The organism is Roseateles toxinivorans (assembly GCF_004362525.1).
GTDB lineage: Bacteria > Pseudomonadota > Gammaproteobacteria > Burkholderiales > Burkholderiaceae_C > Paucibacter > Paucibacter toxinivorans.
Genome location: NZ_SNXS01000003.1, coordinates 449791 through 467099, shown reverse-complemented (window position 1 = coordinate 467099; position 17309 = coordinate 449791). Strand labels below are relative to the sequence as shown.

Annotated in this window: 18 protein-coding genes; 5 read left to right on the top strand and 13 right to left on the bottom strand. The window is 64.8% G+C overall.

The annotated features are described in order from the left end of the window. Positions 1–7: 7 nt before the first annotated feature. The 11 genes from DES47_RS13510 to DES47_RS13460 form a co-directional block, all read right to left on the bottom strand. Entirely contained in the window at positions 8–679 is a 672-nt protein-coding gene (locus DES47_RS13510; protein WP_166651983.1) for a sigma-E factor negative regulatory protein, read from the bottom strand. 30 nt (positions 680–709) lie between these two features. Further along, positions 710–1318, bottom strand: coding sequence for an RNA polymerase sigma factor RpoE (rpoE, locus tag DES47_RS13505; RefSeq protein WP_133701227.1), 609 nt, complete (start codon positions 1316–1318; stop codon positions 710–712). After that, positions 1315–1794 (bottom strand): hypothetical protein, encoded by a 480-nt coding sequence (locus DES47_RS13500; protein ID WP_133701226.1) that lies wholly within the window; start codon positions 1792–1794, stop codon positions 1315–1317. Before DES47_RS13500 ends, rpoE begins: the two co-directional genes overlap by 4 nt. Positions 1795–1821: 27 nt before the next feature. After that, positions 1822–3066, bottom strand: coding sequence for a beta-ketoacyl-ACP synthase II (gene fabF / locus DES47_RS13495; RefSeq protein ID WP_133701225.1), 1245 nt, complete (start codon positions 3064–3066; stop codon positions 1822–1824). Between the two features lie 47 nt (positions 3067–3113). Continuing rightward, positions 3114–3353, bottom strand: coding sequence for an acyl carrier protein (gene acpP / locus DES47_RS13490; protein WP_133701224.1), 240 nt, complete (start codon positions 3351–3353; stop codon positions 3114–3116). Between the two features lie 161 nt (positions 3354–3514). Then, on the bottom strand, positions 3515–4261 hold the full coding sequence (gene fabG, locus DES47_RS13485) for a 3-oxoacyl-ACP reductase FabG (RefSeq protein WP_133701223.1): 747 nt from the start codon (positions 4259–4261) through the stop codon (positions 3515–3517). An 11-nt stretch (positions 4262–4272) separates the two neighbouring features. Beyond that, the gene (gene fabD, locus DES47_RS13480) at positions 4273–5211 is read right to left on the bottom strand and encodes an ACP S-malonyltransferase (protein WP_133701222.1); all 939 of its coding nucleotides are present in this window, start codon (positions 5209–5211) and stop codon (positions 4273–4275) included. 10 nt (positions 5212–5221) lie between these two features. Then, positions 5222–6211: a beta-ketoacyl-ACP synthase III gene (locus tag DES47_RS13475; RefSeq protein ID WP_133701221.1), complete on the bottom strand. Its 990-nt coding sequence runs from the start codon at positions 6209–6211 to the stop codon at positions 5222–5224. Next, positions 6208–7314: a phosphate acyltransferase PlsX gene (gene plsX / locus DES47_RS13470; protein WP_425057440.1), complete on the bottom strand. Its 1107-nt coding sequence runs from the start codon at positions 7312–7314 to the stop codon at positions 6208–6210. Before plsX ends, DES47_RS13475 begins: the two co-directional genes overlap by 4 nt. A 226-nt stretch (positions 7315–7540) precedes the next feature. Then, positions 7541–7723, bottom strand: coding sequence for a 50S ribosomal protein L32 (rpmF, locus tag DES47_RS13465; RefSeq protein ID WP_133701219.1), 183 nt, complete (start codon positions 7721–7723; stop codon positions 7541–7543). Positions 7724–7913: 190 nt separating this feature from the next. Next, positions 7914–8495, bottom strand: a complete 582-nt coding sequence (locus DES47_RS13460) for a YceD family protein (protein WP_133701218.1) — start codon at positions 8493–8495, stop codon at positions 7914–7916. Positions 8496–8554: 59 nt separating this feature from the next. Between DES47_RS13460 and DES47_RS13455 the strand changes: the two genes are divergently transcribed. Together DES47_RS13455 and DES47_RS13450 are read left to right on the top strand one after the other, a co-directional pair. Then, positions 8555–9145: a Maf family nucleotide pyrophosphatase gene (locus DES47_RS13455; protein WP_133701217.1), complete on the top strand. Its 591-nt coding sequence runs from the start codon at positions 8555–8557 to the stop codon at positions 9143–9145. Continuing rightward, complete coding sequence (locus DES47_RS13450) at positions 9142–9906, top strand: SAM-dependent methyltransferase (protein ID WP_133701216.1); 765 nt, start codon at positions 9142–9144, stop codon at positions 9904–9906. Before DES47_RS13455 ends, DES47_RS13450 begins: the two co-directional genes overlap by 4 nt. Positions 9907–9957: 51 nt before the next feature. Here DES47_RS13450 and DES47_RS13445 read toward each other — a convergent pair whose 3' ends face one another. After that, positions 9958–11442 (bottom strand): DEAD/DEAH box helicase, encoded by a 1485-nt coding sequence (locus tag DES47_RS13445; protein ID WP_133701215.1) that lies wholly within the window; start codon positions 11440–11442, stop codon positions 9958–9960. Between the two features lie 32 nt (positions 11443–11474). Beyond that, positions 11475–12620: an MraY family glycosyltransferase gene (locus DES47_RS13440; RefSeq protein ID WP_133701214.1), complete on the bottom strand. Its 1146-nt coding sequence runs from the start codon at positions 12618–12620 to the stop codon at positions 11475–11477. Positions 12621–12904: 284 nt separating this feature from the next. Between DES47_RS13440 and DES47_RS13435 the strand changes: the two genes are divergently transcribed. The 3 genes from DES47_RS13435 to wecB all read left to right on the top strand — a co-directional run bounded on the left by DES47_RS13435 (position 12905) and on the right by wecB (position 17227). Then, positions 12905–14776, top strand: coding sequence for an SLBB domain-containing protein (locus DES47_RS13435; RefSeq protein WP_166651982.1), 1872 nt, complete (start codon positions 12905–12907; stop codon positions 14774–14776). A gap of 30 nt (positions 14777–14806) precedes the next feature. Next, a complete protein-coding gene (locus tag DES47_RS13430) occupies positions 14807–15985 on the top strand; it encodes a Wzz/FepE/Etk N-terminal domain-containing protein (protein ID WP_243748294.1) in 1179 nt (392 codons plus the stop codon). 108 nt (positions 15986–16093) lie between these two features. Beyond that, the gene (gene wecB / locus DES47_RS13425) at positions 16094–17227 is read left to right on the top strand and encodes a non-hydrolyzing UDP-N-acetylglucosamine 2-epimerase (RefSeq protein ID WP_133701212.1); all 1134 of its coding nucleotides are present in this window, start codon (positions 16094–16096) and stop codon (positions 17225–17227) included. Positions 17228–17309: the final 82 nt, after the last annotated feature.

Sequence of the window (17309 nt, the reverse complement as noted above, 5' to 3'; positions counted from 1 at the left end):
CTTGGGCTCAGGGTTGCGGCGTATCGTAGCTGGCGTTGCGCAGGTAGCCGGTAGACACGCCCAGCGCCGTGCCTGCACCGATTTCCTTGTGCGCCTGGAGATAGCGGTCCAGCCGTGCATCGCGCACCAATTGCTGGTTGGCCGGATAGCTCTGCACCAAGGCGTTGACCGGCCCGCCCACGGCGACGAAGCCCACATCCGGCTGCGGCGTGGCGGCCAGCGAGGAGGCGGCAATGGCCCTGCCCCCGGGGTTGCCAGCCTGCGCCAGCGTCGCTTCGGCGCCATGCTCCCACATGCCCTTGCCCTGCAGCACCACGAGGGCGCCGGCTACAACCATGAAGCCGGCGGCCACGGTCATCGGCGCAGCCCAGCGGGCGCGTTTGCGGACCTGGACGGCGGCCGCCGGCGCCGCCGCGGCCTGCGGCGCCAGCACCACCGGCTCCAGCGCCAGTTGGGCGCTGAGACGGCTCAGGAAGCGGGCATCGTGCCCCGGCTGCTGAGCCAGCTCATCGGAGCGCAGGGTGTCGCCGATCAGGTGGTAGAGCTGCCAGTCCTGCTGCAGCCCCTCGTCCTGTCCCCAGGCCTCGCACAAGGCCTTGACCTCGGCCGCGCTGGCCTGCCCATCCATCAAGGCCGACAGACCCTGCGCCTTCGGGGAGGGAGATTCTTGGGGTGACATGCTTGACTCCAGACTATTCATGGCAGGGCCTCACCAGCGTGCGCCGTCTCGCGTGTCGAGCAAGGGCCGCAGCCGTGCAGCAATCGCTTCACGCGCGCGGAAAATACGCGACCGGACGGTCCCTATCGGGCAATTCATCGCTTCGGCAATCTCTTCGTAACTCAGACCTTCGATCTCGCGCAGCACGATGGCCTGCCTCAAATCCTCGGACAAAGCCTCCACCGCCGCGTTCACTGCTGTAGCAATTTCCTTGCTGGCCAGCTCGGCTTCCGGCGTGGAGGCATCGCTTAGTTCATTCTCGGTGCGGGAAGTTTCGTCGTCGTCATCCTTTGACCTAAGGGAAGACTCGGAGACGGTGGGGTCGCGCTTGAGCTCGAGCAGGAACTTCTTGGCCGTGTTCACCGCAATGCGGTACAGCCAGGTGTAGAAGGCACTGTCGCCGCGGAACTTGGGCATCGCGCGGTAGGCGCGCAGAAAGGTTTCCTGGGCGATGTCCTGCACCAGGTCGACATCGCGCACCATGCGGCCGATCAGCCTCTCGACGCGGCGCTGGTACTTGACGACCAGCATCTCGAATGCCTTGACGTCGCCGCGCTGCACGCGCTCGACCAGCAGGGCATCGGAATCTTCGGTGCTCATCGGATGGGGGGAGACTCTGGGTGACGGGCCGGCTCGGAAGGACCTGCCGCCGAATATAGCGTGAGGCGCAACAGCGGCCATTGCTGGGGCATATCGGCGCGAGACAAGGCCAGGTAGCTGCGGCCTTGACCGAAGCGGCGCTCGGGGCGATCGGCAAAGCGCAGCAGCAACCAGCCACCCAGATCGAGCATCGGTCGCAAGCTGCCCTGGCGGGTTTCGCCGCCACGGCTGGCGGCCTGCCCCAGCAGCCAGGTCTGACCGTCCCAGCGCAGGCTTTGCAAAGGCTGGCGCTGCAAGCGCCATCCGGCCAGAAGGCCCGGCAGGAAGGCGAGCAGCAAGATCACGAGCGGCAGGTTCATCCATTGCTGCAGCCAGGCCAGCACACTGGCCGAGGCGAGCATCACCAGCAGCGCCCAGGCCAGGCACCAGGCCCGGCCTGAGGCCACTTCAACTTGAAACGCCGGCGGGTGGCGCATGGCCTGCCCAGGGTGAGGAGGAAGGCTTCAGACGCGCTTGAACAGCAGCGTGCCGTTGGTGCCGCCGAAACCGAAGTTGTTCTTTGCGGCGATCTCGATCTTCATCTCCCGCGCCGTATTGGCGCAGTAGTCCAGGTCGCATTCGGGGTCCTGGTTGAAGATATTGATCGTGGGCGGCGCGATCTGGTCGCGCACGGCCAGCACGGTGAACACCGATTCGATGCCTCCCGCGCCACCGAGCAGGTGCCCGGTCATCGACTTGGTCGAGCTGACCACCAGGCTCTTGGCATGGTCGCCAAAAGCCAGCTTGATCGCATTGCTCTCGTTCACATCACCCAGCGGCGTCGAGGTGCCGTGGGCGTTCATGTATTGCACCTGGTCGGCGTTGATGCCGGCATTGCGCAGGGCAGCCTTCATCGAACGCTTGGGACCGTCCACATTGGGGGCGGTCATGTGATACGCATCGGCGCCCATGCCGAAGCCGATCAGCTCGGCATAGATCTTGGCGCCGCGCTTCTTGGCGTGTTCGTACTCTTCGAGCACCAGCACGCCGGAACCCTCGCCGAGCACAAAGCCGTCGCGGTCCTTGTCCCAGGGGCGCGAAGCCGTCTTGGGATCGTCGTTGCGCGTTGACAGGGCGCGAGCCGAGGCAAAACCACCCAGGCCCAGCGGCGACACGGTCGCCTCGGAGCCACCGGCCACCATCACGTCGACATCGCCGTACTCGATCAGACGAGCGGCTTCACCGATGCAGTGCAGGCCCGTGGTGCAGGCAGTGACGATGGCCAGATTCGGGCCCTGGAATCCATACTTGATGGACACATGGCCGGAAATCATATTGATGATGGAGGCCGGCACGAAGAACGGCGACACGCGGCGTGGGCCGCGGGCAACCAGTTCACCATGGGTCTCCTCGATCAGTGGCAAGCCACCGATGCCCGAACCGATCATGCAACCGATGCGCTCAGCCTGTTCTTCGCTGAGCTGGTCGCCAGTCGGCAGTCCAGCGTCCTGGACGGCCTGCATGGACGCCGCCAATCCGTAATGGATGAAGGTGTCCATGTGGCGGGCTTCCTTGGCGGGGATGTAATCCTCGATCTTGAAGCCCTTGACCTCGCCCGCGAAGTGACAGGAGAAGGCCGATGCATCGAACTTGGTGATGCGATCGATGCCGGACTGGCCGGCAAGGATGTTGGCCCAGCCCTCGGCCACCGTGTTACCCACGGGGCTGATGAGACCAAGTCCTGTAACGACAACGCGACGACGGGTCATGCGGTAAGGGGATCAGTAGATTGACACGGGCGCTGAAAAATCAGCGCTCAGCTTTTCTGGCTCTTGACTGCGTAGTCAATGGCCAGTTGCACGGTGGTGATCTTCTCGGCTTCTTCATCGGGGATTTCGATGCCGAACTCGTCTTCGAGTGCCATCACCAGTTCCACCGTGTCCAGAGAGTCGGCGCCCAGATCGGCCACGAAGGCTTTTTCATTGGTCACATCGGACTCAGGCACGCCGAGTTGCTCGGCAATGATTTTCTTGACACGTGTTTCGATATCGCTCATGACTCCTCCGGGAGGGATTTAGCTAGGTACAGCCCAGGATTCTAAGGCCTGTAGAGTGACACCCCTAGGACACCCGCAGCGCAGGGGTCCGGGTCAGGGGTACCGCCCCTCAGGCCTACCGGTTGGGCGGGACCGGCGGGCGAAGGCGAAATGCCCTCTCCTCAATTCATGAACATGCCTCCATTGACATGCAATTCGGTGCCGGTAATGTAGGCGGCCTGGGGCGATGCCAGAAACACCACGGCATCGGCGATTTCTCGTGGCTGGCCCAGGCGGCCGACCGGAATCTGTGCGAGCAGCGCCGCTTTCTGCGCCTCGGGCAGGACGTCGGTCATGTCGGTGGCGATGAAGCCCGGGGCCACGCAATTGACGGTGATGCCGCGGCTGCCCAGCTCGCGGGCCAGCGAGCGCGTCATGCCCGCCACACCGGCCTTGGCCGCAGCGTAATTGGCCTGACCGGCATTGCCAGAGGCACCCACCACCGAGGTGATGCTGATGATGCGGCCGTAGCGCTGCTTCATCATCGGGCGTATCACGGCGCGGCTCATGCGGAACACGGCCTTCAGATTGGTGTCGAGCACGGCGTCCCAGTCATCGTCCTTCATGCGCATCGACAGGGTGTCGCGCGTGATGCCGGCATTGTTGACCAGCACATGCAGGCCGCCATGGGTCTTGGTGATGTCGTCCAGCACGGCGTCGATGGCCGCCACGTCATTGACGTTCAGCACCACGCCGCGGCCGCCCAGCGGTGACAGCGCCTCGGTGATGCCGGCAGCGCCCGCTTCCGAGGTGGCCGTGCCGATGACGGTCAGGCCGGCCTGGGCCAGGCCCAGCGCGATCGCGCGGCCGATGCCGCGGCTCGCGCCGGTGACCAGGGCCACCTGGCCCTTGAATTGTGATTCGCTCATAGTCTTCGTGTTCAGGCCAGCAGGGTCTTCACTTCGGCCAGCGAGGCCGGATCCAGCAGGGTGGCGCTTTGCAGCTCGCTATCTATGCGCTTGACCATGCCGGCCAGCACCTTGCCAGGGCCGCATTCAATCACATGTGTGAGGCCACGGGCTTTCAGCGCCTGCACCACCTCGACCCAGCGCACCGGACCGAAGGCCTGGCGGTACAGCGCATCGCGCAGGCCATCGGCATCGGCAGCCACGGCCACGTCGATGTTGTTGACGACGGGGAACTGCATAGCGGCAAAGTTCGTCGTCAGCAGCTTGTCCTTCAGCGCCTCGGCCGCCGGGCGCATCAGGCTGGAGTGGAAAGGCGCCGACACCGGCAGCGGCAGGGTGCGCTTGGCACCGGCCGCCTTCAGCAGCTCGCAGGCCTTCTCGACGCCAGCCTTGGTGCCGGCGATGACGGTCTGCTTCGGATCATTGAAGTTGACCGCCTCGACCGCTTCACCGCTAGCAGCGGCAGCCTGCAAGCAGACTTCGCGCACGGCCTGCGCCTCCAGGCCCAGGATGGCGGCCATCGCGCCCACGCCGACGGGCACCGCCTCCTGCATCGCCCGGGCGCGGAAGCGCACCAGCGGCAGCGCATCGGCCAGGCTCAGCGCACCGGCGGCCACCAGGGCCGTGTACTCGCCCAGCGAGTGGCCGGCGGCTGCAGCGGGCGCCAGGCCCGTTTCCTGGATCCAGGCGCGGTAGCAGGCGATGCCGGCGGTCAACATCACCGGCTGGGTGTTGGTGGTCAGGTCCAGCTGGTCCTTGGGACCTTCGTGGATCAGGCGGGTCATGTCCTCGCCCAGTGCGGTCGAGGCTTCATCCAGGGTGCTGCGCACGGCCGGATGGTCGCCCCAGGCGTCCAGCATGCCAACGGCTTGCGAACCCTGGCCGGGGAATACGAATGCAAACGAACTCATATCAAATTTCTCAGTAGTCGACCAAAACAGCGCCCCAGGTGAAACCACCACCGACGCCCTCCAGCATCAAGGTGTCGCCCTTCTTGATCTGGCCGGTCTTGACCGCGTGGTCCAGCGCCAGCGGGATCGAGGCGGCCGAGGTGTTGCCATGCTCGGCCACGGTGACAACGACCTTGTCCATAGACAGCTTCAGCTTGCGGGCCGTGCTCTGCATGATGCGGATATTGGCCTGGTGCGGGATCAGCCAGTCGATATCGGCGTCGGTCTTGCCGGCCTTCGCCAGCACCGAGCGGGCCACGCTTTCGAGCACGCCGACGGCCAGCTTGAACACCGCTTGGCCGTCCATCTTCAGCAGCGGATCGCCGAGGATCTGGCCGCCCGACACATTGCCCGGCACGCACAGGATGTCGGCATGGCGGCCATCGGCATGCAGCTCGCAGGCCAGGATGCCCGGCGTGTCGCTGGCTTCCAGCACCACGGCGCCGGCACCATCGCCAAACAGCACGCAGGTGGTGCGGTCCTTGAAATCGAGAATACGCGAGAAGGTCTCGGCGCCTATCACCAGGGCCTTGCTGGCGGCGCCGGTGCGTATCATCGAATCGGCAATCGTCAGCGCATAGACGAAGCCCGAGCAGACGGCCTGCACGTCGAAGGCCGCACCGCCCGGCGCGCCGAGCTTGTGCTGCAACAGGCAGGCGGTCGATGGGAACACCATGTCGGGTGTCGAGGTGGCGACGATGATCAGATCGATCTGCGTGGCATCGATGCCGGCGGCCTCAAGTGCGGCGCGCGAGGCATGCAGGGCCAGATCGCTGGAGGCGACATCGCTATCGGCGAAATGCCGGGCACGGATGCCGGTGCGCTCGACGATCCATTCATCGGAAGTCTCCACCCCGCTCTTGGCCAGTTCCTCGGCCAGCTGGGCGTTGCTGAGGCGCTTGGGCGGGAGGTAGCTGCCGGTGCCGGTGATGCGAGCGTAGCGGGGGGATGAGGTAGTCATGCGGCGGTGGCGACCTTGACGGTCTGTGGCGTCTCGTCGGCCGCGCTGGCGGGCATTGATGAGAGCGTGGAAAGAATGCGGTCGTGTACCCGCTCCAGCAGATGGTTGCGGGCGGCATCATAAGCGCGGTTCAGGGCCTGCTCGAAGGCGAAGGCGTCCGACGAGCCATGGGCCTTGAACACCAGCCCGCGCAGACCCAAGAGCGCGCCGCCGCTGTAGCGACGGTGGTCCACCCGGGCCTTGAAGCGCTTGAGCATCGGCATCGCCGCCACTGCCGCCAGGCGGGTGAAGGCATTGCGGGTGAACTCTTCCTTGATGATGTTGTAGACCATCGCGGCCACCCCCTCGGCCGTCTTCAGCGCGACATTGCCGACAAAGCCATCGCAGACGACCAGATCGGTCGTTCCCTTGAAGATGTCATTGCCTTCGACATTGCCGTAGAAGTTCATGTGGCCGGCGGCGTCCGCTGCGCGCAGCAACTCGCCGGCGCGCTTGATCGTCTCGCTGCCCTTGATCGCCTCCTCGCCGATGTTCAGGAGGCCCACGCTGGGGTTCTCCTTGCCATCGACGGCGGCAACCAGGGCGCTGCCCATGACCGCGAACTGCAGCAGGTGTTCGGCCGTGCAATCGACATTGGCGCCCAGGTCGAGCACCGTGGTGAAGCCATTCAGCTGATTCGGCAGCACCGCGGCAATCGCCGGGCGGTCGATGCCCTCCAGCGTCTTCAGCACATAGCGGGCCACGGCCATCAGCGCACCGGTGTTGCCAGCCGACACGCAGGCATGGGCCTGAACCACGACATCGGCGCCCTGCTTGACCTGCGCGATCGCCACGCGCATCGACGAATCCTTCTTGCGGCGCAGCGCCACCTCGACCGAATCGTCCATGCTGACGACCTCGGACGCGGCCAGCAGATGGCAGCGCGGCCACTGGGCCGCGGCTTGCAGCGCTTCGGGCAGACCGACCAGCACCACCTCGGCTTCGGGGTGTGCGGCCAGAAAGGCCTGCGTGGCAGGCAGGGTCACCGACGGGCCGTGGTCGCCGCCCATGCAGTCAATGGCCAGACGGATCACAGCGGGGGACGTAGAAGAGGAGATAGGCATCCGCGGGGAAAAATGAAACTCGGCAAGGCGCTGCGTGGGACGCAGAAGGTACGCGAGCGCCGAGCATAGAGCAAGCGGGGCGACCCTGCGCCACCTCAAACCCGGCGCGCCAACGCAAAAACCCGGCGCTGCGGGGATTGCAGGCCGGGTGATCTTAAGCGGTCAACGAGGACATGTCCGACGAGTGATGAGTGCCTGGCACCCACCGCCCGTGCTGAGTTTCAACTCAGGCGTCGGCCTTGGTCTTCAGGACCTTGCGCCCACGGTAGAAACCGTTGGGGCTGATGTGGTGACGCAGATGCTGCTCGCCGGTGGTCGGCTCGATCGCGGTGCCCGGGGTGACCAGGGCATTGTGCGAACGGTGCATACCACGCTTGGAAGGCGACTTCTTGTTTTGCTGAACGGCCATGGGGATTCTCCTAACAATGCGGCGGGGGTGGCTCTGGAAACAGACCGGCTTGGTCTGTTCGGCCCACAAGCCGCCTGCCTTCCGACTCCCGGGCCCGCTCGCGGCAACATGCCTGCGAGTTCTTCGCACCGGGGAAAGCCAAAGATTCTAGCACGATACGGCCAACATGGCCAGATGGCCGTGCCGGACCTCAATCATTGGGCTCCGTCTTCTTCAGCGCCGCCAGCGCCGCGAAGGGATTTTTGCGCTCCTTCTCGCCGTCCTGCTCGCCCTCAAGAGCCGGCATATCCAGGTCGTCGATCGGCATAGGCAGGGGCTTGGGGCAGGTCTGGTGGCGCGGCACGATGGGCAGGGCCAGCAGCAGTTCGTCTTCCACCAGCTCGAGCAGGCTCATATGGCGTTGCAGAGTCAGCACATCCTCTTCGGCATCGGCATCGAGCTGGATGGCAAGCTGCTCGTCGCGCACGAAACGGAAATCGCGCTGCAGCTTCAGCGCCGCGCGCACCGGCTGCAGGCAGCGCTGGCAGGTCAGGGCCACGGTGGCGCCGGCCTGCAGATGCAGCCAGGTCTGCGCCTCGCCGCCTCGGGGCTGTCGCTCCTCGCCGCGCGCCGACCAGGTCACCTCGGGCCAGCCGCTGGCGGGCGCTTCGGGCGCGGCATCTTCGGCCAGACGCTCCAGGGAGGCAGCGGGCCAGGTGCCAGACAGCTCGGCGCCATCGCGGGCGAACAGCTCCATGTCCAGCTTCAGGGGATCAAATACACGAACTCTCATGGGTCGAGTGTAAAGGCTGGCCCACGGGCGGTGCCGCGCCCGGATGGGACAATGCCAGCATGCAAAACCGCCCCGCCCTCATTCTGGGCTCCACCTCGCGCTACCGGCGCGAACTGCTGGAGCGCCTGCGCCTGCCCTTCACCGTGGCCGCACCCGATGTCGATGAAACCCCTCTGCCCGGTGAAGCGCCTGTCGTGCTGGCCCGCCGCCTCGCACTGGCCAAGGCGCGCGCCGTGGCGGCCCTGCATCCGCAGGCCATCGTCATCGGTTCCGACCAGGTCGCCGACCTGAATGGCCAGAGCCTGGGCAAGCCCGGCACCCATGAGCGCGCGGTCGAGCAGCTGCGCGCGATGCGCGGCCAGGCGGTGGTGTTCCAGACTGCCGTGGCCGTGGTCTGCCAGGCGACGGGATTCGAGGCGCAAGACCTGGCCCCGGTGACGGTGCGCTTTCGTGACCTGAGCGATGCCGAGATCGAGGCCTATCTGCGCGCCGAGGAGCCGTACGACTGCGCCGGCAGCGCCAAGTCCGAGGCGCTGGGCATTGCCCTGGTCAGCGCAATGGAGTCGGACGACCCGACGGCCCTGGTGGGCCTGCCGCTGATACGCGTCTGCAGCATGCTGCGAGCCGCCGGCCTGGATCCCTTGTCATGAGCGGCAAACTGATACTGATCCCCAACACGCTGGACTTTGGCGTGGACGGCGCTGCGGTGGACCTGCAGGAGGTGCTGCCGCTGGAGGTGATACGCACCGCCGCCAGGCTGACTTACTGGGTGGCCGAGAACGCCAAGACCACGCGGGCCTTCCTGAAGCGGATCGATGCCATACAGCCGCTGGTCCAGCCGCTGCAAAGCCTGAATATCGTCGAGATGCCTCGCCCGCCCAAGGGCCGGGCTCAGCCGGACACGGCAACCAGCCCCTGGCCGGCCCTGCTGGCGCCGGCACGTGCCGGGCATGACATCGGCCTGATATCGGAGGCCGGCCTGCCCGCGATCGCCGATCCGGGTGCCTTGCTGGTGGCCGCCGCCCATGCGGAGGGCATCGAAGTCGCGCCGCTGAGCGGGCCCAGCTCCCTGCTGCTGGCGTTGGGCGCCAGCGGCCTGAACGGCCAGAGCTTTGCCTTTGTCGGCTACCTGCCGGTCGATGCGGCCGCACGCACGGCCAAGCTGCGCGAGCTGGAGGGTCTGTCGCGGCGGCTGGGCCAGACCCAGCTGATGATTGAAACGCCCTACCGCAACCAGGCCCTGCTCGATGGTCTGCTGGCCGGCTTGCAGCCGCAGACGCAGTTGTCGGTCAGCTGCGGGCTGACCCTGCCCGGCGGCTGGACACGCACAAGCACGGTGGCACAGTGGAAGGCCAAGCCCAAGGCGATGCCGGACAAGGTGCCGGCGGTGTTTGCGCTGCTGGCCGGCTAGGCCAGCACGATTCAGGACAAATCAGGACAAATCAGAACAAATCAGAACAAATCAGGATGAGGCCGCGGTCTCAGCGACCTTGGCGCCGAACAGGGCGGCGACCTTCTTCTTCGGCTTGATATTGGCCGAAATGGCCTTGCCCGCAGACGGCGCATTGGCGGCCGACTCCCAGGCCGGTGCATCGCTGGAGGCGCTGCTGGGCTCGTAGGGCTTGTCGAAGAAGGGGTCGCTACTGCGCGGCGCCGCGCGCGGTGCGCTGTAGCTGGAGCGTGCCGGCGCACTGCGTTCGCGCACTTCACGGGGCTCGCTGCGCGGGGCATCGGACGATTCTTCGTGGCTGCGACGCGGCGGACGTGCCGGGCGCTGATCGTCCAGCTCGATCGCCTCGAGTTCGATCTTCTTCTTGATCAGCTTCTCGATATCGGCCACCAGGCGCTGGTCGTCACGGGTCACCAGGGTCACGGCCAGGCCGGAGGCGCCGGCACGGCCGGTGCGGCCGATGCGGTGCACATAGTCTTCGGCATTGAAGGGCACGTCGAAGTTGAACACGGCCGGCAGATCGGCAATGTCCAGGCCGCGGGCGGCCACGTCGGTGCAGACCAGCACGTCCACCTCGCCGCGCTTGAAGGCTTCCAGCGCCTTCAGGCGTTCGTCCTGCGACTTGTCGCCATGCAGCGCATTGGTGCGCAGGCCGTCGCGCTCGAACGAGCGGGCCAGGCGGGCGCAACCGAGCTTGGAGTTGACGAACACGATGGCCTGGGTCAGCGCACGGTCCTTGATCAGCTTCAGCACGGCGCCGCGCTTGTCGTCGGTCGCCACGCTGTAGAAACGCTGCTCGACATTGGTCGCCGTGGCGTTCGGGCGTGCCACCTCGACCAGAATGGGGTTTTGCAGATAGCTCTCGGCCAGACGCTTGATCTCGGGCGAGAAGGTGGCCGAGAACAGCAGCGTCTGGCGGGCCTTGGGCAGATAGCTGAGGATGCGCTGCAGGTCCGGCAGGAAGCCGATGTCGAGCATCCGGTCAGCCTCGTCCAGCACCACGTATTCCACCTGACCCAGCGAACAGTTCTTCGCTTCGATATGGTCCAGCAGGCGGCCTGGCGTGGCGATCAAGACCTCGACGCCGGCCTTCAGCTGCGCCGTCTGCGGCTTCATGTCGATGCCGCCAAACACCACGGTGGCGCGCAACTGCGTGTGTTTGGAATAGGCCTTGACGTTGTTGGCCACCTGATCGGCGAGTTCACGCGTCGGCGCCAGTACCAGCGCACGCACCGGATGCCGTGCCGGCGAGGTGCTGGCGTTCTCATGCTTGAGCATGCGCTGCAGCAGCGGCAACGAGAAGGCGGCGGTCTTGCCGGTGCCTGTCTGGGCGGCGCCCATCACGTCACGGCCGTCCAGAACAAGGGGGATCGCCTTGGCCTGGATGGGGGTCATCTCCGTGTAGCCGGAGTCGATCACAGCCCGCAAAAGCTTCGCGTCCAGCGCGAGCGAGTCAAAACGTGTGGCGAAAACTTCAGGGACTGTTTGTTCGGTCATAGTCCTCGATTATCCGCTATTTGCCCAAGCACCTAGGATTTGTCGGTGCGCACCAGGTCACTGTCACCCACAGGCGCAGCGCTTGAGCTGCCGCGAAACACCAACCACTTCGGCGTTCTGAATCTGACAATACGCCAGTAGATTGCCACATAGGAAACACCAAACAGCACAATACAGGCGGCAAGCATCGGGGTCGAATCCCAGAACAGCAGAGCAGGCACGAGCGACGTGGTGCAGAGCATCCACAAGTACGGAGCCGTCATCGAATTCCTGCGGGTGATCATCCGCACATCGGAAACCCCGACGGCCCACCGCATGACGCGACGGTAGACCAGTGAATGCAGATGAATACCATCCGGGAGTCCGGGTGGTGAAGCGCGGAGGAAACGTCGTCGGTAGATCGAGAAGACGGTCTCGAACACGGGATAGATGCAGACCATGAGAGCAAACAGTGGCGAGACCTCGCTATGCCGGGCCACAAGCAGGATCGACAACTCCGCCACATAAAAGCCTAGAAAGTAGGCCCCACCGTCGCCAAGGAATATCAGGCCCGCCGGGAAGTTCCAGACGAAGAACCCCAGAACGGCGCCCACCCCGGCCAGGGCCCACAGCGCCAAGGTGCTGTCGCCCACCTGATTGGCCACATAGGCGATGACGAGCAGCATCAGCACAACGCACATCGACGACAGCCCATTGAACCCGTCAATGATGTTGACCGCGTTGGCGACCCCGGCCACGACAAAAACCGTGACCACCAATGCGCCGGCCGTTGTGCCCACCAACCAGTCCAGCCCGGGGATATCGGTCCGGACTATTTGACCGCCCAGCAAGACGGCCGCCAGGGCCGCCGACACACCGGTGGCGAAGAGGCGTTTGAGCGGCGAAACCCGCTTGGTCAAATCCTCGGCAAGCCCCGCTGCGAACGCTGGCACGCCGCAGGCCAGCAGCAAGAATCCCAGCTGAGCATCCCCCCTGCCCTGGAACCAAACAAAGGCTGCACCGGCCAGCAGCCCGAGGAACAGGCCGACCCCGCCAATGCGCGGCACGGGTCGGGCATGAAATTTCTGCGGTCCCGACAGATCGATATCCCCGGTGAGCTGCCCATGCGAGCGAGCCGAACGAATGACGAACAGGGTAACCAAGACGGCGACAAAGAACGGGACGAGCAAGTGAGGCATGCCCGGTAGTGTAGCCGCCGAGCCGTTGACGACTTACCGAGCGAGACGGCGGGCGGCCGCTAGAATGCGGTCGGTTTGAAAGCTCGCCGCTGGCGGGCTCACATAGATATTCATAGCGAGAATCCATGAGGCTCTGCGAGTTTTGGCGTTTTTTGAGGCTTGGCACAGGCGCTGAGTCGGCGGCCCCTGCAGCCACACCAAGTCCCGCAACGGACCCCTGGAAAGCGCGACCAGTTCTTGCTGCAGCGCTCATTGCCGGGCAAATTCTGGCGCCATCATGGTCATTGGCACAGAACAGCCAGAGTGATGGCTTGGGGCCGGTGCGCCTCGGCACCAGCAACACGGAAACCCGCGGCAACGAAGACAACACCGAACGCCCGACAACGCAGCGTCCGGCTCGCCGGAACGTTACCGAGGACAACCAGCGTGACGAGCGGCGCAGGTCGGAGACCGAGCGCGAAACCGTTCTCCCGCGTGATCGCTCACCCGTCGGCTCATACCTGTCCAGCGAGTTCGAGCGCTACGCCCAACGCGCAGCCGGTGAGCCGGAAACCGGAGCGCCCATCATCCGTCGCTTCGGCGCCGAGTTGCTCCAGGCCGCCACCCCCATGCTGACCCAGGAAAGCGGCAACCAGATTCCACAAGACTATGTCATCGGTATCGGCGACGAAGTCCTGGTGACCCTATGGGGATCGGTGGAAGCCGATCTGAAGCTGACAGTGGATCGCAGCGGCCGGATAAGCCTGCCGCGCATCGGCCCGGTGATGGTGGCAGGACTGCGCTATGGCGAACTTGGTTCGGCCATCGATCAGCGGGTCTCCCATGTTTTCAAGAACTACAAGCTGAGCGCTTCACTCGGTCGCCTGCGCAGCATCCGCGTCTATGTGACGGGGGCCACCAAGCGTCCGGGGGCGTACACCGTCAGCAGCCTCTCAACGCTGGTCAATGCCTTGATGCAGGCAGGAGGCCCATCGGTGGCGGGCAGCTTCCGCAATATCGAGCTGCGCCGGTCAGGAAAGCTGGTCTCGAATTTTGACTTCTATGCGCTCTTGCTCAAGGGCGACAAGACGGCAGACAAGTCCTTGCAGAGCGAGGATGTAATACACATCGGATCGGTCGGTCCGCAGGTGGCCCTGATCGGCAGCGTCAACACGCCGGCCATCTTTGAGCTGCGCCCCAACGAGACTGTTGACGATTTGCTGGCCATGGCCGGCGGCTTCACCGCCGTGGCAGATCGATCGCGTGTCACGGTCGAACGATTGGATGCCCGCAACGATCTGCGCATCAGCGACCTCAACCTGCCGGCAAGCGGCACACTGCAGCCCCGCAGCGGCGATCTGTATCGCGCCTACAGCGCCGTCGAAATGACGCTGCCCCAGCACAAGCAGAACAAGCGCGTCAGAGTAGAGGGGGAGGTGCTGCGGCCCGGGGAATTCATCATGCCGGCCAACAGCACGCTGGCCGATGCCATCCGAGCCGCAGGCGGGCTGACACCGGGCGCCTACATCTTCGGCACCGAGTTCAATCGCGAGAGCGTCCGGCTGAGCCAGCAGGACAATTACGAGCGCGCGCTCCGAGATCTCGAAACCGAGTTCACCCGCAGCACAACCACACAGCGAGCATTGAGCGCTGATGAGGCCACGGCCCAGGCAACGCGGTCCCAAGGGTCCACAAAGCTGATCGAGCGCCTGCGGGCGGTCCGACCGACCGGGCGCATCGTGCTGCAGCTGACCCCCAACGCATCGACCCTGCCGGAGCTTGCGCTGGAGGACGGGGATCGCCTGCTCATTCCTCCGCGTCCTACCACGGTGGGCGTATTCGGCAGCGTGTTCAACGGAGGCAGCTACCTGTTCGCCACGGGCGGCTCGGTCAACGAGTTTCTCAGGTTGGCCGGCGGCCCCACCCGAGGCGCAGACACCAACAGCATCTTCGTGTTGCGCGCCAACGGCAGCGTCGTGAGTGCCCGACAGCGGTCGAGCGGCTGGATACTGGCCGGAGGCGACAAGCTGGAGGCCATTCCCGCCGAGCCGGGAGACACGATCTTTGTGCCTGAAGAACTCAACAAGACCTCCTTCGTTCAAGAAGCCAAGGAGTGGACACAGATTCTGTATCAGTTTGGCATCGGCGCCGCGGCGCTGAAGACCATCAAGAACTGATCGATACCGATCACCGGAGCAACACTGTTCGTGGCACACCACACTTTCGAGCAAACCTCATCCGACTTCCAGCCGAGCGCAGACGAGGATGGCCCGACACTGATCGAGCAGGCAACCGTGCTGGCGAGGCGCTGGCGCCTCATCGTCGCGCTGACCGTTGGCGCCGGCGCGGCAGCGATCGGCGTCAGCTATCTGCTGCCGCCAACCTACACGGCATCAACGACCTTCCTGCCACCGCAGCAGCAGCAAAGCCTGACCTCTTCAGCACTGGCTACCCTCGGCCCCTTGGCCGGGCTCGCCGGCGCCGCTGCGGGCATCAAGAGTCCGGCGGAGCAGTATGTTTCGCTGCTGCAAAGTGTCAATGTAGGTGACCGCATCATCGACAAGTTCAAGCTGCAGGAGGTTTATCAAGCCAAATTGCGTTCATCGGCCCGACAGGAGCTGGCCGAGAATGTTCGCTTCAGCCTGGGCAAGAAGGATGGCTTGATCTCGATTGCCGTCGACGACGAGTCCCCCCAGCGGGCAGCGGACATTGCCAACAGCTATGTTGAGGAATTGCGCCGCTTGACCGCGGAACTGGCGCTGACCGAAGCGCAGCAGCGACGCGCCTTCTTTGAGCAGCAACTCGCCGAGACTCGTGTCAAGCTGACAGGCGCTCAGCAGGCCCTGCAGAGCAGCGGCTTCAGCGCGGAAACGCTGACAGCCGAGCCCAAGGCAGCCGCAGAGACGTACGCCAAGCTCAAAGCTGAACACACTGCGGCCGAAGTCAAGCTGCAGACCCTGCGCAGCTACCTCAGTGACGAGGCCGTCGAGATCAAACAGGCCCTGTCGAACATTGCCGGGCTTCAGCGACAGCTTGACAGCCTGGCGAGCCGGCGGCCGGCCAACTCCGAGGCCGAGAGCGGCTACATCGGCAAGTACCGTGACTTCAAGTACCAAGAGGCCCTGTTCGACTTGTTCTCCCGCCAGTTCGAGCTCGCCAAGCTCGACGAAAGTCGGGAAGGTGCACTGATTCAAGTGGTTGACGCGGCCGCACCTCCTGACCGACGCTCCAAGCCGCGCCGGGTCCGCCTGGGCCTGGCATTCGGTGCGCTGGGCTTCCTGCTCATCTGTGGCGGCCTGCTCTTGATCGACAGCTTGAGGCGCGGCCATCAGGATCCTGTCAGCGCGCAGCGCTGGCGCGAGTTCCTCGGTGCCTTCAAGGGCTGATGCGTGGCGCCCGCAGTGACGAAGCGCCGCAGGGCATGAAACTCCCTTTCCTACCAGCAAAGAAACAGGCATCGCAGTGGCGGCTCAGCCCGCCATCATGACCCGACAATGACAAGCGCTCGTGCAAGAAAGATTCTGTTCGTTTTCGGAACCAGGCCCGAGGCTATCAAGATGGCGCCGGTCATTCTCCGAGCCAAACAGGAGGTCGGCCTCGAAGTCAAGGTCTGCATCACGGGTCAACACAGGCAGATGCTGGACCAGGTCATGGGCCTGTTCCAGATCACTGCCGATTTCGATCTCGACCTGATGAAAACCGGGCAGACGCTGACGTCATTGACCTGTGACGTACTGAGCGCCTGCAAGGACGTGATGGAAGTGGCCAAGCCCGATCTGGTGCTGGTCCATGGCGACACCACCACCACCATGGCAGCCAGCCTGGCGGCCTTTTATGCCCGCATCCCTGTAGCGCATATCGAGGCGGGGCTGCGCACCGGCGACATCTACTCGCCATGGCCCGAAGAGCTGAACCGCAAGCTGACTGGCGCGATCGCAAGCCTGCACTTCGCGCCAACCGAAGGTGCGCGTGCAAACCTGCTGCGCGAGGGGGTAGCCGATCGGTCCATTCAGGTCACGGGCAATACCGTGGTCGATGCGCTGCAAATCGGTGCTCAGCGCATTGCACAAACCCCGACGCTGGCTGCCTCGCTGGACGAGCAACTCGCATTCGTTGACCCCAATCGACAGCTGATCCTGGTGACCGGGCACCGTCGCGAGAACTTCGGCGAGGGCTTTGTCGGCATCTGCCAGGCCATCCAGGTCATCGCCAAGCGGGCCGACGTTCAAATCGTCTATCCGGTACATCTGAATCCCAAGGTGCAGCAACCCGTCAATCAGATGTTGGGGGGCATTCCCAATGTTGTGCTTGTCCCTCCCATGGAGTACCTGCCCTTCCTGCATTTACTCGGCAAGGCCAAACTGGTGTTGACCGACTCCGGCGGCATTCAGGAAGAGGCGCCCGCCCTGGGCAAGCCCGTGCTGGTGATGCGCAACACGACCGAACGCCCCGAAGCGATCGAGGCCGGCACGGCCAGGCTGGTCGGCACCGATCCCGCAGCCATCGAAGCGGCCGTCCATCTGCTGCTGGACGATGCGCAAGCCTATGCACGCATGGCACGTGCGCACAATCCCTTTGGCGATGGGCACGCGTCTGAACGCATAGTCAATCGGCTGATGCAATCTTGACCCGCGCAAGCAACCATGCCGACGTGAGATCGCCCACCGCTCCTGCGCCGACAGGTCAGCCGGGCGGCCGGCGCGCGCGACT

Bases quoted from the DNA above. Each gene is read 5' to 3' on its own strand.
- DES47_RS13510 (WP_166651983.1), bottom strand. From the start codon at position 679: ATGTCACCCCAAGAATCTCCCTCCCCGAAGGCGCAGGGTCTGTCGGCC.
- rpoE (WP_133701227.1), bottom strand. From the start codon at position 1,318: ATGAGCACCGAAGATTCCGATGCCCTGCTGGTCGAGCGCGTGCAGCGC.
- DES47_RS13500 (WP_133701226.1), bottom strand. From the start codon at position 1,794: ATGCGCCACCCGCCGGCGTTTCAAGTTGAAGTGGCCTCAGGCCGGGCC.
- fabF (WP_133701225.1), bottom strand. From the start codon at position 3,066: ATGACCCGTCGTCGCGTTGTCGTTACAGGACTTGGTCTCATCAGCCCC.
- acpP (WP_133701224.1), bottom strand. From the start codon at position 3,353: ATGAGCGATATCGAAACACGTGTCAAGAAAATCATTGCCGAGCAACTC.
- fabG (WP_133701223.1), bottom strand. From the start codon at position 4,261: ATGAGCGAATCACAATTCAAGGGCCAGGTGGCCCTGGTCACCGGCGCG.
- fabD (WP_133701222.1), bottom strand. From the start codon at position 5,211: ATGAGTTCGTTTGCATTCGTATTCCCCGGCCAGGGTTCGCAAGCCGTT.
- DES47_RS13475 (WP_133701221.1), bottom strand. From the start codon at position 6,211: ATGACTACCTCATCCCCCCGCTACGCTCGCATCACCGGCACCGGCAGC.
- plsX (WP_425057440.1), bottom strand. From the start codon at position 7,314: ATGCCTATCTCCTCTTCTACGTCCCCCGCTGTGATCCGTCTGGCCATT.
- rpmF (WP_133701219.1), bottom strand. From the start codon at position 7,723: ATGGCCGTTCAGCAAAACAAGAAGTCGCCTTCCAAGCGTGGTATGCAC.
- DES47_RS13460 (WP_133701218.1), bottom strand. From the start codon at position 8,495: ATGAGAGTTCGTGTATTTGATCCCCTGAAGCTGGACATGGAGCTGTTC.
- DES47_RS13455 (WP_133701217.1), top strand. From the start codon at position 8,555: ATGCAAAACCGCCCCGCCCTCATTCTGGGCTCCACCTCGCGCTACCGG.
- DES47_RS13450 (WP_133701216.1), top strand. From the start codon at position 9,142: ATGAGCGGCAAACTGATACTGATCCCCAACACGCTGGACTTTGGCGTG.
- DES47_RS13445 (WP_133701215.1), bottom strand. From the start codon at position 11,442: ATGACCGAACAAACAGTCCCTGAAGTTTTCGCCACACGTTTTGACTCG.
- DES47_RS13440 (WP_133701214.1), bottom strand. From the start codon at position 12,620: ATGCCTCACTTGCTCGTCCCGTTCTTTGTCGCCGTCTTGGTTACCCTG.
- wecB (WP_133701212.1), top strand. From the start codon at position 16,094: ATGACAAGCGCTCGTGCAAGAAAGATTCTGTTCGTTTTCGGAACCAGG.